This is a genomic window from Saccharopolyspora soli, assembly GCF_022678645.1.
Classification (GTDB): Bacteria; Actinomycetota; Actinomycetes; order Mycobacteriales; family Pseudonocardiaceae; genus Saccharopolyspora; species Saccharopolyspora soli.
The window spans coordinates 24,956-40,669 of record NZ_JALBWV010000055.1 but is presented as its reverse complement, the minus strand read 5'-3'; the positions used below and the strand labels follow the sequence as shown (position 1 = coordinate 40,669).

Genomic DNA, 15,714 nt, shown 5'->3' with positions numbered 1-15,714 from the left:
GGTAAACGGGCTGATCACGATCCGGCCCAGGCGCGCCAGACTTCGCGGCGGGAGATCGACGCGATGCGGCCGATGCGACGCCGCGCACGCAGGGCCGCTGGGAGGCCCACGGCGGCTTCGGCGAGCACGCGCAGCCGCAACGGGACGCGGAAATTCGCCGCGTCGGGAACCGCGCGGCGCAGCGGCAGCGCGAGCGTGATCGCCGCGAAGCGGGCGAGTTCGCGGGCCGCGATCGGAGCGGGAGCGCAGCGCAGCAGCGTGAGCAGGCGATTCCGTTCGTTCCAGCGGTGGAACAGCGTCGAACCCGGCAGCGTGGTCGCACCGTGCAGGTGGGAGGCGCTTGCGCCGGGCACCGCAACGATGCCGTGACCAGCCAGGCGCAGCCGCCACGAAGTGTCGGTGTCCTCGTAGTAGCAGAAGAAGTGCGCCGGAACCCCACCGACGGAACGGAGGTGGGCGGTGCGCAGCAGCGCAGCACCGCCGCAGAAGCCGAACACGCCGTCGGCGGCTTCAGGCGCGTCAGCGCCGTGGCCGTCGGAGGTGAGGCGCACGCCGACGGACTGCACGCGGCCGTCCGGCGTGCGGAGCACGGAGGACGCCGCGGCGGCGCCGCGGTCGGCGTCGAGCGCCGCCTCCAAGGCGGCGAGCCAGCCGGAGGCTGGCGCAGCGTCGTCGTTGAGCCACGCGACGTAGGGCGTGCGGACGCGGGCGAGCGCGGCGGCGATGCCGCCCGCGTAGCCGCGGTTCCGGCTCAACCGCAGCACTTCCGGGGCCGTTGGGTGCGCCGCGAGCAGGTCGGCCGTGCCGTCGTCGGAGGCGTTGTCCACCACCAGCGTCCGATGTGGATGGTCCTGAGCGGCCAGTGCGTCCAGGCACGCCTCGATGTGGTCCCGTCCTCGCCAGGTCACCACGACCACAGTGCTGCGCACCCGTTCCGACGCCGTCACGGCCGAAGACGTTACGCGCATCTCGGGCAGCCCTGGGTCCACTCCGGTCGTAGCCCTTGCTACCTGCGACAACGGTGTGCGTCCGGGAATCGGCAGTCCCGCCACTGGCGGCGTGGGAAGCTGGGCGGGTGCCCGAGCTCGTCACGATCGCCGAGCAGTTGCTCGCTCCAGTTCCCGGCGGAACCGGCCGCTACACGCGGGAACTGCTGCGCGCGATGGCCGAAACCGCGCCAGCCGGGTGGGAACTGAGCAGCGTGGTCAGCCGCAGCGGCGATCCCGAGGCCGCTCGGGTGCCCGGCGTGCGGGGGCCGCGAGTGCTCCCGCTCCCGCGTCGCGCGCTGATCGCGTCGTGGGAACGCGGCCTGCCGCTGTGGCCCGGTGGCGACTCCGTGCACGCCATGACACCACTCGCGCCGCCTGCCAAGCGAGGGCGCGGCCTGGTGGTGACGGTGCACGACACGGTGCCGTGGACGCATCCGGAAACCTTGACGCCGCGCGGAGTTTCCTGGCACCGGCGGGCGATCAGCCGGGCCGCGCGGCACGCGGACGCGCTGGTCGTGCCGACTGCGGCGGTGGCCGCCGACCTCGCGCAGCACCTCCGGATCAGCGTTGACACGCAGGTCGTCGGCGAGGGCGTCACCCTGGACCTGCTGACCGAGCCGGACCCGGCCGTGGTCGAGCGGCTGCAACTGCCCGATCGGTACGTGCTGGCGATCGGCACCGTCGAACCCCGCAAGGGCTACGAACACCTGGTGCGGGCGATGGCCGAGCCCACCGCACCGGACGTCGCGCTGCTGATCGTCGGCCGACCCGGCTGGGGAGATGTGGACATCGCGCGGATCGCCGCGGAATGCGGCGCGGACCGGGTGCGCCTGCTGGAGTCGGTTTCCGACGCGGAACTCGCCGCGCTGTTCAGAAACGCGATCGCGCTGGCCGCGCCCAGTCTCGCGGAAGGCTTCGGCCTGCCGGTCGTCGAGGCGATGGCGCTCGGTGTTCCGGTGGTGCACTCCGATGCGCCAGCCCTGGTCGAAGTAGCAGGTGGCGCCGGTGTGACGGTGCCGCGTGCCGACCCGGTGGCGCTGGCCACAGCCCTGCGTTCCGTCGCGGATGATCCCGCGCACCGCGCCGCGCTGGTCGCGGCCGGAATTCGCCGGGCAGCGGATTTCACCTGGACGCAGGCCGCGCACGCGGTTTGGCGGATGCACCTCGACATCCGATCGCGCACGCACCGCTGACGTGTCGGGTGCGGGATCTCACGGCCAGGCGGAATTCGAGTTCCGCTGATGTCGCGGCGCGGTCGTGAGCGCGCAACCGGGTTGGAGCCCGGTTGCGCACTCACGAGCCTCCGACTTCTGCTGGCCAGGACACATTTTCGTCGACTCGTCACAGGTCCGACCGCGCGCACCGTACGCTGCTCGGGTGCACAGAGGCGAGCCGCACATTCTCATCGATGCCACCGCGGTACCCGCGGATCGCGGCGGCGTCGGCCGGTACGTCGACTCCCTGCTGGCTGCGCTGGACACCGACGGCGCCCGGATCACCGTCGCCTGCCAGCCGCGCGACGCGGAGCTGTACGCGACCATCGCCCCGCACACCGACGTGGTGCCCGCGACCGAAGCCGTCGCGACCCGGACCGCCCGGCTGACCTGGGAGCAGACCACCCTGCCGTTGCTGGTGCGGCGACTCGGGATCGACGTTCTGCACTCACCGCACTACACGACGCCGCTGGCGAATCCGGCGGCGTCGGTGGTGACCCTGCACGATGCGACGTTCTTCACCAATCCGGCAGTGCACTCGCCGGTCAAGGCCAGGTTCTTCCGCGCGTGGACGCGCACCGCGCTGCGCCGCGCGACCCTGTGCATCGTGCCGAGCAAGGCCACCGCTGCGGAGCTGTCCCGTTCGGTCGGCGCGGACCGCGCGAAGATGCCGATCATGTACCACGGCGTGGACCCGGACCGGTTCCACCCGCCGACGCCGGAGGAGATCCAGGAGGTGCGCGACCGGCTGAGCCTGCACGACCAGCCCTACATCGCGTTCCTCGGAGCTCTGGAGCCGCGCAAGAACGTGCCAGCGCTGATCCGCGGCTTCATGCTCGCCTGCCAGGGGCGCACCGACTCGCCAGCGCTGGTGCTGGCTGGTCAGCCCGGTTGGGACACCCGCGTCGAGCGGGCCTTGGAGGCCGTGCCGCACCGGATCCGGGTGATCCGCGCTGGCTACCTGCCGTTCCGGCAGCTCGCCGGGTTCCTCGGCGGCGCGCACCTGGTGGCCTACCCGAGCCTCGGCGAGGGGTTCGGCCTGCCAGTGCTGGAGGCGATGGCCTGCGGTGCGGCGGTGCTGACCACCCGGCGGCTGAGCCTGCCCGAGGTCGGTGGCGATGCCGTCGCCTACTGCGGGGTGGGAGCAGGCGACATCGCCGCCGGTCTGACGGAGCTGTTGGACGACCCGGCCCGCCGTGCCGGGCTCGCCGCCGCGGCCCAGCTGCGGGCGAAGGAGTTCACCTGGGCGTCTTGCGCGACCCAGCACCGCGCGGCCTTCGCCCGCGCCCACCACCTGCACACCCACTCCCGCTGACCGCATTTCCGCTGGTAAGGCTCGTTGGGCAGCTGGCGATGACGTGTTGTCCGCCGCGGTTGCGGTGCGTCCAGCGGAGTTCGGCAGAATGTGACGGCGTGACCGACGCGCGCACCTACGGCGACGAACTCGCCGTTGTCACCGTGACCTACTCGCCGGGCGAAACCCTGGAGCGGTTCCTCGACACCTTGGAAAAGGCGACGCAGCGATCGATCCGGGTGGTCCTCGCCGACAACGGCTCCACCGATGGCGTCCCGGAGCGGCTGGCCGCTGAACGCGCGAACGTCGACTTCGTGCCCACCGGTGGCAACCTCGGCTACGGCGGCGGGGCCAACCGCGGGGTGGCCGAACTCGACGCCGAATACGGCTGGGTGGTCATCGCCAACCCGGACCTGGAGTGGCAGCCGGGCGCGCTCGACGAACTGCTGTCCGCGACCAAGCGCTGGCCGCGCGGCGGAGCCTTCGGCCCGCTGATCAAGGAGCCCGACGGCACCGTCTACCCGTCGGCGCGGCTGCTGCCGTCGATCGGTCGTGGCGCGGGCCACGCAGTGCTGGGCAAGGTCTGGCCGGAGAACCCGTGGAGCCGGTCGTACCGGCAGTCCGAGGCGGAGATCACCGAGCGCCCGGCTGGCTGGCTGTCCGGCTCGTGCGTGCTGCTGCGCCGGACGGCCTTCGATTCGGTGGACGGCTTCGACCCGCGCTACTTCATGTACTTCGAGGACGTCGACCTCGGCGACCGGCTGGCCAAGAAGGGCTGGCTGAACGTCTACGTGCCGAGCGCGGAGATCATGCACATCGGCGGCCATTCCACCTCGGGAGCTGCCAAGCGGATGGTCACCGAACACCACCGCAGCGCCTACCGCTACCTCGCCGACCGCTATCCGGGCCCGGCCTGGGCGCCGCTGCGGATCGCGCTGCGCGCGGCGCTGTCCGCTCGCGCGCGCATCGAAACCCGCTAGCGGACCTTCCACACCGCAAGCGGCTACCACCGCTCAAGCCCTGGGTCTGTTTTATAAGCGGCGTAGCCGCTTGCGGTGTGGGACTCAGCTCGCACCGCCGCGGGTTCTCAGACGTCGCCTCGGGAGGACAGCCCCGACAGTGCAGTGAAACTGCGAATTGGAAGTACATGATGTCGGGGATCCCACAGCGAGGCGACGTCTGAGGTTCCGCCACCTGCACCGCCACGCAAACCAGTTCTGAGACGGTGTTTAGTACTGCGGATACTGCTGGTTGGTTTGGGAACCCAGCGGTCCGAACTCGTTCGGGCCGCGCTGCGCGTGGTAGGGGTTCGGCGGAAGATTCTGCTGCACCTGCCCGTAATCCTCGGTCGGCCAGCCGCCGTGCTGGGGCTCCGGCTGCGCGTGCGGGCGCTGCGCAGGGGCCGACGGGAAGACCTGCGTGGTGTCCGCGGGGTCGGCCCGGCTGACGATCTCGCGCGGGATGCGCACGGTGCTCGCGGCGTCCATCGGCGACGTGGCATTGTCTGGGGTGACGACGAACGCGCCGCGTGCCCGCGCGCGAGCAAGTGCTTCGTCGGCTCGGAGGCGCGGGTCCATGGGGATGCCCTCTCAGTCGTTCGCAGTCGGTGGTCCGCGGGGGCGGGCGTCGAACTGGGCGCGGCCGTTGAGGGCGGGCCCGGTGTTCATTATGCCGTTGCTGCTGCCAGAGTATTCCCCCCAATGGGTTTTCGTCACTGAAGTCCATCAGGTAGAGGAGGATCAACGCCGATGTCCGCCGATGCGCAGGACCCGGCCGCGTCGCCCACGGCGGAAGCGGTCGTGCTGGTGGGTGGTCGAGGGGTGCGGTTGCGCCCGCTGACCCTCTCGGCGCCGAAGCCGATGCTGCCCACCGCCGGGGTTCCGTTCCTGAGCCACCTGCTGTCTCGGATCCGGGCAGCTGGCATCGAGCACGTGGTGCTCGGCACCTCCTACAAGGCGGAGGTGTTCGCCGAACACTTCGGTGACGGTGCCGATTTCGGGCTGCGGCTGGAGTACGTCGTCGAGCCGGAACCGCTGGACACCGCCGGTGCGATCCGCAACGTCGCCGACCGGCTCAGCGCCGACGACGTGCTGGTCTTCAACGGCGACATCCTCTCCGGACTGGACCTGGCGAAACTGCTGGAAACCCACCGCGCCGCCGCGGCGGACGTGACGCTGCACCTGGTCAAGGTCGCCGACCCGCGGTGGTTCGGCTGCGTGCCCACCGATGCCGACGGGCGGGTCACGGCGTTCCTGGAGAAGACCGAGAACCCGCCGGTGGATCAGATCAATGCGGGCTGCTACGTGTTCCGACGTGACGTGATCGACACCATTCCGGCGGGACGGCCGGTGTCGGTGGAGCGCGAGACGTTCCCCGACCTGCTCGCCTCCGGCGCGCGGGTGCAGGGCCACATCGACAACTCGTACTGGCTGGACATGGGAACTCCGGCGGCGTTCATCCGCGGCTCCGCGGACCTGGTGCTCGGCACGGCGCCGACGAACGCGCTGCCCGGTGAACGCGGCGAAGCACTGGTGCTGGACGGGGCATCGGTGGCCGCCGACGCGGAAGTCAGCGGTGGAACCGCGGTCGGTGCGGGCAGTGTTGTGTCCTCCGGCGCGCGGGTCGTCGAGTCCGTGCTCTTCGAGGGGGTTCGCGTGGACCGCAACGCCGTGGTCGAACGAAGCGTGATCGGCACCGGGGCGACGATCGGAGCGGGTGCGGTGCTGCGCGACGCGATCATCGGCGATGGTGCGACGATCGGAGCGGACTGCGAGTTGCTGAACGGAGTGCGCGTGTGGCCCGGTGTGGCACTACCGCCGTACAGCGTGCGGTTCTCCGCGGATTGACCCGCACCGGTCGAGTAGCCGTGACGCCCGGAGGGACATGAGCAGCCCTGTGTCAACCTCAGTCCTCCTCAACCGCACCTCAGGGGACCGTGACGCAAGCCAGCTATCAGAAACCCCGCAACGGGGGATTGGGCTGGACGCAACCACCACTGTGAATCGCGGAGAGGCGGAACTGGCATGAGCGACGGCCTGACTCGAACTTGGCGCCCGTCGTATCCGCTGGATCTGGTGCGGGTGCTGGCTCCGCTGCGCCGGGGGAGCGGTGATCCCACCACGCGGGTCGCCGCGGACGAGTTGTGGTGGGGCACCACGACGTCGATCGGTCCGGCGTCCTTGCGGTTGCGGAAGGACCGAACCGGCACGGTGATCGCCACGGCGTGGGGTCCGGGTGCGCAGATCGTGCTGGACAACGTCCCGGATCTGCTCGGTGCTTCCGACGACGACACGGGTTTCGTCGCGGTGCACGATGTCGTGGAGCGCGGTCGGAAAGCCTCGCGCGGGGTCCGGTTGTGCGCTTCGGGCCGGGTTTGGGACGTGCTGGTGGCCGCGGTCCTGGAGCAGAAGGTCACCAACCGGGAAGCGTGGCGGTCCTGGCGGGAGCTGTGCTGGCGGTTCGGCAGCCGCGCGCCGGGGCCAGTCGAGAAGCTCTGGGTGGCGCCGGATCCGGTGCAGCTGCGCGGAATCCGGGACTGGGAGTGGCATCGGGCGGGCATCGACGGAGCTCGGCGTCGAACCTTGATCGCCGCCGCGTCGGTGGCCGGACGGCTGGAGCGGGCCGTCGAACTGCGCGGCGCCGAAGGCCGGGAGTTGCTGCAGAAGGTGCCGGGCATCGGCCCGTGGACGGCGGCCGAAGTCGCCCAGCGGGCCTGGGGCGACCCGGACGCGGTCAGCATCGGCGATTTCCACCTGCCGACGATCGTCGGCACGGCCCTGCTCGGCCACCCGCTCGACGACGAAGGCATGCTCGAAGCCCTAGCCCCCTACGAGGGCCAACGCCACCGAGCGGTCCGCTACCTCGGAGCAGCGGGTGTGAACCGCCCCCGCCACGCCCCCCGAATGCCAATCCGCAACTACCGCACCCTGTGACGCGCTCTTCCGTTCAACCGACGGTGTGAACGGGCGGTGGTATGCGGTGACGGCACGTGGAATGGCGCACCTATGAGAGAAGGTGAGAGACATGGCGAAGCCAGATGAGCTCGCGAAGTACTACGACAGCCACAACACCTCGGTCGAAATGGAGTCCGGTCACTGGGTGACCGAGCCGCCCGAGTCGGATCCCATGATCACCACCTCACTTCGGCTACCCAAGTCATTGCTGGACCGGGTGCGCACGCGTGCCGCCGACGAAGACATGAAGGCGACCGTCTGGATACAAGCGTTGATCGAGGCTCGCTTCTCGCGGAACGCCGAACTTGCCCAGCTGGAGCCGGTCGGTGGTGGCTTGCTCAGCATGGACGAGATCGTGGCAGCCGTTCGTGCCGCGCGGGGTCACGTTGATGGGATAGATGTTCAGCGGTGACCGCCTCACCGGCGTTGTCGGGCTGCGGTCATCATCGGGCCGAGGTCTGAGCCTTCCGGCAGGGCGTTCAGCGGCCACCAGCGGAGGTCCAGGGACTCGTCGCTGCGGGTTGGCTGGGCTCCCTCGGGTGCGCGGACGATGAAGCGCACGTCGAAGTGCCGCGTCGGCTTGCCGAGCGAGCAGGTGATCGGGTGCACGTCGAGGTGCACCGGCTCCGGCTCCACCACCAGACCGTCCACACCGGACTCTTCCGTCGCTTCGCGCAGCGCCGCACCGGCCAGCGAGGCGTCCTCCGGCTCGCAGTGGCCACCGAGCTGCAACCACGCCCCCACCCTCGGATGCAGGGTGAGCAGCACGTTCTCGCCCGCCGCGTCCAGCAGCACGGCAGACGCCGTGACGTGTCCCGGTTCGCATGCCCGCAGGCAGGCGTCCGAGCGGGCGTCCATCAAGGTCAGGAACGCGTGGCGCAGCGCGTCCTGCTGCGGGTCGTCCGGCCGCCACCGGCCGAGCACGCGCAGCGCGTCCGCGTGAGGTCCACTCACAGCTCCACCAATCCGTCGTCGAGGTCGCGCGGCTCGCGCGGCTCGTCGATGGGTTCCGCGGGATGGCCGACCGCCACGGCGCCCAGCGGCTCCCACGAGTCGGGCAGGTCGAGCGCGGTGCGCACGACATCCGGGCAGAACAGCGTCGACGACACCCAGCACGACCCGAGTTCCTCGGCTGCCAGTGCCACCAGCAAGCCCTGCACCGCCGCGCCACCCGCGACGGTGAACATCTGCCGCTCGGCTTCGCTGCGCCCCTGGTCGGGATAGTGGTGCGAGCCCTCGCGCACCAGGAATGGCAGCACCACTTCCGGCGCCGCGTAGAGCAGGTTGCCGCGCGAAACCCGCCGCTGCGCGGCTTCCTCTGACAGCCCGTCGGCACGCAGGTCGTCCAGCCAGGCAGTGCGCATCGCATCCAGCAGCTTCATCCGAAGTGGACGGTCGCGTAGCCAGACGAACCGGACCGGGCGGGTGTGGTGCGGCGCGGGCGCGGTCAGCGCCGCCCCGACCGCGCGGCGCACCGCCTCGGCGTCGACCGGATCGTCGGCGAACGCCCGCACCGAACGGCGCATCAGCACCGCCTCGCGACGGCCCTGCGCAAGCGCCTCCGCGGTGCCCAGGTAGAACAGGTCCTCCTCGACGGTCCGCGCCAGTTCCCGCGCGCTGGACCCGTCGTCCTCGGTCGTCAGGCCGCGCACCACGGCGACCGGGACCGAGCCCAGCTTGCCCTTGACCAGGTCCGCCGCGGCGGCGATCTCGTCGGCCACCGCCACCTCGGTCACGGCCAGCTCGTTGCCCTGCGCGTCGGTGCTGCCCGCGTAGCGGTGCAGCACGGACAGACCGGCGGAACCGATCGCCACGTCGGTCTGACCGACCCGCCAGGCGCGGCCCATCGTGTCGGTCACCACCACGCCGACCTGCACGCCGAGGCGGTCGGCGAGCCCGGCCCGCAGCCGCCTGGCCGAGGCGTCCGGGTCCTCCGGCAGCAGCGCGATCTGGTCGCGCGGCACGTTCGAAGCGTCCACCCCGGCAGCCGCCTGCACGATGCCGAGCTTGTTCTGGGTGATCATGGTGCGGCCCCGGCGGGCCAGTACGTAGGTGGACTCGGCCAGCACCAGCTCGCGGCGCAGCTTGTCGCGCAGTTCCGGATCGCGCGGCGAGGACACCAACCGGCCCTCGACCTTGGACACGATCTTGCTGGTGACCACCACGACGTCGCCGTCGCTGAGCCACGGCGCGGCGGCCGCGATGGACGCGGCCAGGTCGTCCCCCGGACCGAACTCGGGCAGCCCGCCCACCGCGAACAACCGCAACCCGCCCGCGGCCGCGTGATCTTTCATCGCCCCTCCTGGGCAAGATCGAATGCCGCCAGGGCCATCGCGGCGGTGGCGTCCACATCGGACATCAACAGTGGGACGGCGCGGACGCGCACCCCGGGAACCGACGCGCTGTCGTCGGTGTGCACCAGCCAGCCGTCCAGGATGCCCTCGGCGTCCTGCCGGGATCCGTAGTGCCGACCCACCGCCTCGGCGGTGCTGTCCACCCCGATCGCGGCCAGGCACGCGTCGGCCATGCCGCGCAGCGGTCGCCCCCCGACGATCGGTGACAAGCCCACCACCGGGGCCGAGGTCTCCCGCAGCGCGCCGCGGAAACCCGGCACCGCCAGCAGCGTTCCGATGCTGACCACCGGGTTCGACGGTGCCAGCAGCACCACGTCGGCACCGGCGATGGCGTCCAGCACCGCCGGTGTCGGCTTCGCCTCGTCGGCGCCCACCGGCACGATCGCGTGCGCCTTCGGCTCCGCCCGGTGCCGCACCCACCACTCCTGGAAGTGCACCGCGCGCTGCGCACCGTGCTCCGGGTCGTCGATGGCGACGTGCGTCTCGACCCGATCGTCGGTGACGGGCAGCAGCCGCACTCCCGGCCGCCACCGGTCGCACAGCGCCTCGGTCACCGCCGACAGCGAGTAACCCGCGCGCAGCATTCGGGACCGCACCAGGTGCGTGGCGATGTCCCGATCGCCGAGGCCGAACCAGCTCGGTTCGGCGCCGTAGGCGGCCAATTCCTCCTTGACCGACCAAGTCTCGTCGACCCGGCCCCAACCCTTCACCGTGTCGATGCCGTCACCGAGGGTGTACATGCAGGTGTCGAGATCCGGGCAGACCCGCAACCCGTGCATCCACACGTCATCGCCCACGTTGACCACGGCAGTGATCTCGTGCTCGGACCGCTGCTGGGGTTCGCCCGTGGCGGGCAGCCCCAACGCCGCCTTGACACCGAGCAAGAACCGCGCGCCGCCGACCCCGCCGACCAGAACTACGACCTTCACGGACCCGATCCTCGCACGGCCACCGGACCCCGAAGGCGCGAACCTGGGACCTCCCAACCAGCGGACGCATCACACGAACCCGAAGATGCTGCGGAACGTGCTCTGCCCCAGGTAGCCCAGCACCGGGTCGCCGCCGACCAGGTCGAACACGAAGTAGGCGAGTCCGAAGAACACCTCACCGACGAACGGCACCCAGATCAGCAACACGAACAGCACCAGCGGAGCCCACGGGCGCGCCTTCGCGCCGAACTGCTGCGCCGGGGCGGACAACCAAGGCTCGATCGCGCCGTACCCGTCCAGGCCGGGAATCGGCAGGATGTTCAACACGAACGCGATCACCTGCAGGAAGGCCAGGTAGGACAGTCCGGAGGACAGCCCGACCGGCATCGGCACGAGCGCCACGGCGGTCGCGACCAGCAGCCCGAGCACCAGGTTCATCAGCGGACCGGCCAGCGACACCATCGACTCGATGCGCCGGGAGCGAAGGGCGTGGTGGTTGATCCACACCGCGCCGCCCGGCAGCGGAATGCCGCCGAGCGCCACGAAGATCAGCGGCAGCACGATGCTCAGCACCGGGTCGGTGTAGCGCCGGGGGTCCAGCGTCAGGTAGCCCTTCGAGCGGACCGCCCAGTCGCCGCCGCGGTAGGCGATGATCGCGTGGCCGAATTCGTGCAGGCACAGCGATGTCGCCCAGCCGCCGAGCACGATCAGCACGACGCCGCCGGTCCGCGCTGCGTTGTTGTCAAGTGTGGCGAGCACACCGCCCAGCACGGTCAGGCCGACGAGGGCGAGGAACAGGGGGCTTACTCGCACCGCGGAGTTGGTCACGCCGTCCAGTGTCCACGAACAGCGGACCGGCGAAGATGACCATGGGGTGGTATGCATGATCTTGGGGGGTCGGCGTTGCGGCGGACGGAGTACTGGCGATCCGCCGAACGTGCTCAGACGTGGTGCCGCGCAGCCGGAGGTCCGGATGTCCCCCTACGGAAGGTCTCCGCTTGACCGCAAGGAGCTACACGGGTGTAATCACAGCAGTGTCATTCGCCGCCGAAAAGATCGTTTGCTCGGCTGGATGCCAAGTGGATGATCGCGGGAGCGGCCGACCGGGTGCGGGAGACCTGGTCGGGCACCGGTCGATCGAAGGCGCCGCCAGCGGTGAGAGGGCGGGCGGAGCGGCCGATCGGCGACGGCTGGAGCCGTCGAAGTGCGGGGTCCCTGAACGAGGGGGGACCGGTCAACCTGCTAGCAGGAGTGCGTCCTGTTCCGGTCCTGGGGAGGACCGGTGGGAACGGGAGACATCGGGGGAACCAACGATGTGGGAATCAGGAGATAACCGCCTGGCGGAGCGTGGGGATGCCACCGTCGGGGAATTCGACATCCTGGCCGAGCTGTTCGAGCTGGGCGAGGACGAACAGGAATGGCAGGAGCGCGCGTTGTGTGCGCAGACCGATCCGGAGGCGTTCTTCCCGGAGAAGGGCGGCTCGACGCGGGAGGCCAAGCGCATCTGCGCGGGCTGCGAGGTGCGGTCCGAATGCCTGGAGTACGCGTTGCAGCACGACGAACGCTTCGGCATCTGGGGCGGACTGTCCGAAAGGGAACGCCGCAAGCTGAAGCGTCGCGCGGTCTGACCGCTGCGCTCGTAGTGGCGGACGTCGGCTTCGCGGGGACAGCTCCATCGCATCAGAGATCTCACGGCAGCTGAGGATCGCTGGACCTCGCTGTTTTCTGCTCAAGGGTTTTCTTCCGCTGTTGGTGCATTACCGTGCTGCGGTAGTGGATCAGTTTCGCGGGAGGACGTTTTGGTCGCGCCGGTGCTGGCGGTGTTGGTCTGTCACGACGGCGAGGCGTGGCTGCCGGATGTGCTTGCCGCACTGGGCGATCTGACCGAGCGGCCGCAGTACGTGCTGGCCGTGGACACCGGCTCGACCGACCGCACCGCGGAATTGTTGGCGCAGGCGCGCGCGGATCGGATCCTCGACGACGTGCTCACCACGTCGCGTGAGACGGGGTTCGGCGCGGCGGTCGCCGAGGCCGTCGCGCACGGGATGCAGCAGTGGGCTGATCCGGGGCGCTGGTTGTGGTTGCTGCACGACGATTCCGCGCCCGAGCCGGACTGCTTGGAGCGGTTGCTGCGCGCCGCCGAGCTGGATTCGGCCGCGGCGCTGCTCGGCCCGCTCGGGTTGGACTGGGCTGACCCGCGGCGGGTGGTGGACGCGGGCCTGAGCACCGATGCCGCTGGGCATCGGCGGACCGGCATCGGACCGTCCGAACTGGACCCGGCGTTGATCGGTGCGGCTCCACCGATGTCGGAAGTGCTGGCGGTGACGACGGCTGGGGCGCTGGTTCGGCGCGATGTCTTCGAGCAGTTGGACGGTTTCGACCCGCACCTTTCCGGTGGCGTGGACGTCGACCTGGGGTGGCGGGTCAACCTGGCCGGACACGGTGTCCGGTGGGTTCCGGACGCGCGGATGCGGCATGCGGCCGCGAGACGCCGGTCACGCGCCGCGGAGCGGGTCAGCGGGGTGCGGACGTTCTTGGTGAACGCGCCGGTGTGGGCCTTCCTGCTCGGCCTGCCACGGCTGTTCTGCCTGGCGTTGTTGCGGATGTGCGGCTTCGCGGCGTTGCGGCGCTGGACCGAGTCGGGCGCCGAACTGGCGGTGTTGCGCGAACTGCTCAGCGGCCGGATGAAACTGCTAGCGGGACGGGCAGCGCGTGCCACGGCGATTCCGGTCCGGCACGGTGTCCGCAGGCTGTTCACGAGTCGGGTGGCGAAAGTTCGCAATTGGTTGCGCAGGGCGTTCGAGGCGTTGGTCCGCGAGCGGGTGCGGCGTGATCTGGTGTTGCGGCGAGCACCGGAAGGCCACCTGATCAAAGCTGTTCCGGACGGACCGGTGCAGGCACCGGAACTGCGCGGGCTGGTCGTGGTGCCGGTGCCGGAGACCTCGGCGCCGAAGCCGTCGCCTTCGCCGCGGGACATGGCGCGACCGGACCTGCTGCTCGTTCCCGTCGACCGCTGGCGGATGCTCCGCGAACTGGTGTTGGCGCCACCCGTGGTGCTCGTGGTCGTACTCGCGGTGTTCGCGTTCGTCACCAACGGATTGCTCGCCGATCGGTTCGGGGCGGGGCTGGCGGGCGGCCGGTTGCTGCCGGTGGCCGACTTGGGCACGACGTGGCGCGACTACCTGGCGGCATGGCACCCGGTCAGCGGTGGCACGGGCTCGGCTGCTTCGCCGTCGCTGCTGGTGCTGGCGCTGTTCGGCACTGTCCTAGGTGGACCGTCGGTGGTGGTTTCGATATTGCTGCTATTCGGCGCTCCGCTCGCGGGCCTGAGTGCTTACGTCGCGACTCGCGCGCTGCCGGTGTCGCGGCTGCGGCGAGCCGTGGTGGCGGGTGCTTACGCCTTGCTGCCTGCGGCGGCGCTCTCGGCTGGGCAGGGACGCCTGGACGTCGTGGTCGCGCACATCCTGGTGCCAGTGCTGCTGGCCGGAATCGCTGCGGTGGTCTGGCAGTCCGACGGGCAGTGGTTGAGGACGGCGTGCCTGACCGCACTGGGCCTGGCGGTGCTGGGTGCGTTCGCTCCGCTGCTGCACGTCGCGTTGATCGTGTTGGCCCTGCTTGCTTTCGTGGTCGTTCCCGACCAGGACTCGCGCGGTCGGCGCCGCGTGGTCGGACTGGCTGCGGTGGTGCTGCTTTCCGTTGCCTGCCTGCTGCCGTGGCCGGTCGTGTTGCTGCAACATCCGCAGGTCTTGCTGCACGGGCTAGGCGCACGGGTCGTCGAAACTCCGGCTGGAGCCTGGCTGTTCGCGTTGAGCCCGGACGGATCACCGGCGAGTCTGGTCGGCGCGCTGTTCGTGCTCGCGGCGGTCGTCGCCCTGGTGGCTGCATGGACCCAGCGGATGTTGCTGGGCGTGGCCGTCGCGATCTTCGGCTGGGCACTGGCTGCGCTGGTCGACGTGGTCGCCGCCGAGCCGATCGCGGGTGGCCAGAACACGACCGGTTGGACAGGCGGACCGCTGGTGCTCGTCGCGGCTGGTTGCGGCTGGGTGGTGTTGGTGGCCAGGAAACCTCGCGTTCCCGGCAAGGTCGTGGTGCCGCTGCTGGTGGTCGGCCTGCTCGGGCTGGCCTCCGCTGCGGCGTTCACCTCGCTCGGCGGTCCGCTGCGCGTCCAACAGCACACCGCCGCGGATCTGCCTGGTTCACTGCTGGTTCTCGACCCAGGGCCGCAACCGGCCCGGCTGGTCGATGGCACCGGCCCTCGCTTCGGTGACGACGACCTCGCGCCAGTCGCTACCGCCGTCGACTGGCTGCGCCGGGTTGACGACGACCTGCAGTCCGCCGACCCCGCACGGGTGCGCGGCGCGCTCGCGGCGGCTGCGGCTCGGGGCGTGGGGTTCATCGCGGTGCCGGATGGCTCCCGGCTGCCGGAATCCGCCCCAGACCTGGTCGCCGAGCACGACCGGCTCCCCGACGGGCATCGCGTCCTGAGCCTGCTGCTGCCGAGCAGTCCGGTCGAGTTGCTCGGCCCCGACCTCGCGCGGCAGGCCCGAACCGAGCCCGCGCCGACTCCCGAGGCCCGACCGTTGCCGGTGGCCGCGCAGCTGCCGAATTTCACCGTCCGGATCTCCGAAGGCGGCGCCGGTCGAGCGCTGGTCCTCGGCGCGGAGAACGAGCCGGGCTGGTACGTCCGGATAGACGGTCGGCCGTTCCCGCTGGCCACCGCCTGGGGCCACCAGGTGGCGATCCCGTTGCCGGAGAACTCGGCGGAGGTGCGGGTGGGCTACACCGAGATCCCCCGCACCGCGCTGCTGGGCCTGCAGGCGGCGGTCGTCCTGTTCACCCTCGTCGCTGCCCTCCCCGAACGCCGCTCGCGGTCCCGTGCCGCCTGAACCGCGGGCTCGTCGATGTCGACTTCGGTGGTTCCCAGGCGCTTCAGGGGGCGGTGCGCTCGTCGGCGCCCGCAACCTCGGCAGTGCTGAGGGCG

General features: G+C 70.8%; 14 protein-coding genes. 8 read left to right on the top strand and 6 right to left on the bottom strand.

What is annotated here, in order from left to right; genetic code table 11:
* Nucleotides 1-14: 14 nt before the first annotated feature.
* Nucleotides 15-968 (bottom strand): glycosyltransferase family 2 protein, encoded by a 954-nt coding sequence (locus tag MOQ72_RS32655; RefSeq protein WP_242189608.1) that lies wholly within the window; start codon nucleotides 966-968, stop codon nucleotides 15-17.
* A gap of 107 nt (nucleotides 969-1,075) precedes the next feature.
* Here MOQ72_RS32655 and MOQ72_RS32650 point away from each other — a divergent pair, with 107 nt between their 5' ends.
* The 3 genes from MOQ72_RS32650 to MOQ72_RS32640 all read left to right on the top strand — a co-directional run bounded on the left by MOQ72_RS32650 (nucleotide 1,076) and on the right by MOQ72_RS32640 (nucleotide 4,477).
* Nucleotides 1,076-2,182: a glycosyltransferase family 4 protein gene (locus MOQ72_RS32650; RefSeq protein ID WP_242189607.1), complete on the top strand. Its 1,107-nt coding sequence runs from the start codon at nucleotides 1,076-1,078 to the stop codon at nucleotides 2,180-2,182.
* Nucleotides 2,183-2,387: 205 nt separating this feature from the next.
* A complete protein-coding gene (locus tag MOQ72_RS32645) occupies nucleotides 2,388-3,518 on the top strand; it encodes a glycosyltransferase family 4 protein (protein ID WP_242189632.1) in 1,131 nt (376 codons plus the stop codon).
* Between the two features lie 98 nt (nucleotides 3,519-3,616).
* Complete coding sequence (locus tag MOQ72_RS32640; protein WP_242189606.1) at nucleotides 3,617-4,477, top strand: glycosyltransferase family 2 protein; 861 nt, start codon at nucleotides 3,617-3,619, stop codon at nucleotides 4,475-4,477.
* Nucleotides 4,478-4,726: 249 nt separating this feature from the next.
* Here the strand turns inward: MOQ72_RS32640 and MOQ72_RS32635 are convergent, their stop codons facing one another.
* Complete coding sequence (locus tag MOQ72_RS32635) at nucleotides 4,727-5,074, bottom strand: hypothetical protein (RefSeq protein WP_242189635.1); 348 nt, start codon at nucleotides 5,072-5,074, stop codon at nucleotides 4,727-4,729.
* A 171-nt stretch (nucleotides 5,075-5,245) separates the two neighbouring features.
* Here MOQ72_RS32635 and manB point away from each other — a divergent pair, with 171 nt between their 5' ends.
* From manB to MOQ72_RS32620, 3 genes are all read left to right on the top strand, one after another.
* Complete coding sequence (manB, locus tag MOQ72_RS32630; protein ID WP_242189605.1) at nucleotides 5,246-6,343, top strand: mannose-1-phosphate guanylyltransferase; 1,098 nt, start codon at nucleotides 5,246-5,248, stop codon at nucleotides 6,341-6,343.
* Between the two features lie 177 nt (nucleotides 6,344-6,520).
* On the top strand, nucleotides 6,521-7,429 hold the full coding sequence (locus tag MOQ72_RS32625) for a DNA-3-methyladenine glycosylase family protein (protein WP_242189604.1): 909 nt from the start codon (nucleotides 6,521-6,523) through the stop codon (nucleotides 7,427-7,429).
* Nucleotides 7,430-7,520: 91 nt separating this feature from the next.
* Complete coding sequence (locus MOQ72_RS32620; protein WP_242189603.1) at nucleotides 7,521-7,862, top strand: hypothetical protein; 342 nt, start codon at nucleotides 7,521-7,523, stop codon at nucleotides 7,860-7,862.
* Nucleotides 7,863-7,867: 5 nt separating this feature from the next.
* Here the strand turns inward: MOQ72_RS32620 and MOQ72_RS32615 are convergent, their stop codons facing one another.
* The 4 genes from MOQ72_RS32615 to MOQ72_RS32600 form a co-directional block, all read right to left on the bottom strand.
* Nucleotides 7,868-8,404 (bottom strand): NUDIX hydrolase, encoded by a 537-nt coding sequence (locus MOQ72_RS32615; RefSeq protein ID WP_242189602.1) that lies wholly within the window; start codon nucleotides 8,402-8,404, stop codon nucleotides 7,868-7,870.
* A complete protein-coding gene (locus MOQ72_RS32610) occupies nucleotides 8,401-9,744 on the bottom strand; it encodes a coenzyme F420-0:L-glutamate ligase (protein ID WP_242189601.1) in 1,344 nt (447 codons plus the stop codon). The genes MOQ72_RS32615 and MOQ72_RS32610 overlap by 4 nt, the downstream gene beginning before the upstream one ends.
* The gene (gene cofD / locus MOQ72_RS32605) at nucleotides 9,741-10,733 is read right to left on the bottom strand and encodes a 2-phospho-L-lactate transferase (RefSeq protein WP_242189600.1); all 993 of its coding nucleotides are present in this window, start codon (nucleotides 10,731-10,733) and stop codon (nucleotides 9,741-9,743) included. The genes MOQ72_RS32610 and cofD overlap by 4 nt, the downstream gene beginning before the upstream one ends.
* A gap of 69 nt (nucleotides 10,734-10,802) precedes the next feature.
* Complete coding sequence (locus tag MOQ72_RS32600) at nucleotides 10,803-11,561, bottom strand: site-2 protease family protein (protein ID WP_242189599.1); 759 nt, start codon at nucleotides 11,559-11,561, stop codon at nucleotides 10,803-10,805.
* A gap of 485 nt (nucleotides 11,562-12,046) precedes the next feature.
* Here MOQ72_RS32600 and MOQ72_RS32595 point away from each other — a divergent pair, with 485 nt between their 5' ends.
* Both MOQ72_RS32595 and MOQ72_RS32590 read left to right on the top strand, forming a co-directional pair.
* On the top strand, nucleotides 12,047-12,361 hold the full coding sequence (locus MOQ72_RS32595) for a WhiB family transcriptional regulator (RefSeq protein ID WP_242189598.1): 315 nt from the start codon (nucleotides 12,047-12,049) through the stop codon (nucleotides 12,359-12,361).
* Nucleotides 12,362-12,532: 171 nt separating this feature from the next.
* Entirely contained in the window at nucleotides 12,533-15,619 is a 3,087-nt protein-coding gene (locus MOQ72_RS32590; protein ID WP_242189597.1) for a glycosyltransferase family 2 protein, read from the top strand.
* Nucleotides 15,620-15,714 lie beyond the last annotated feature (95 nt).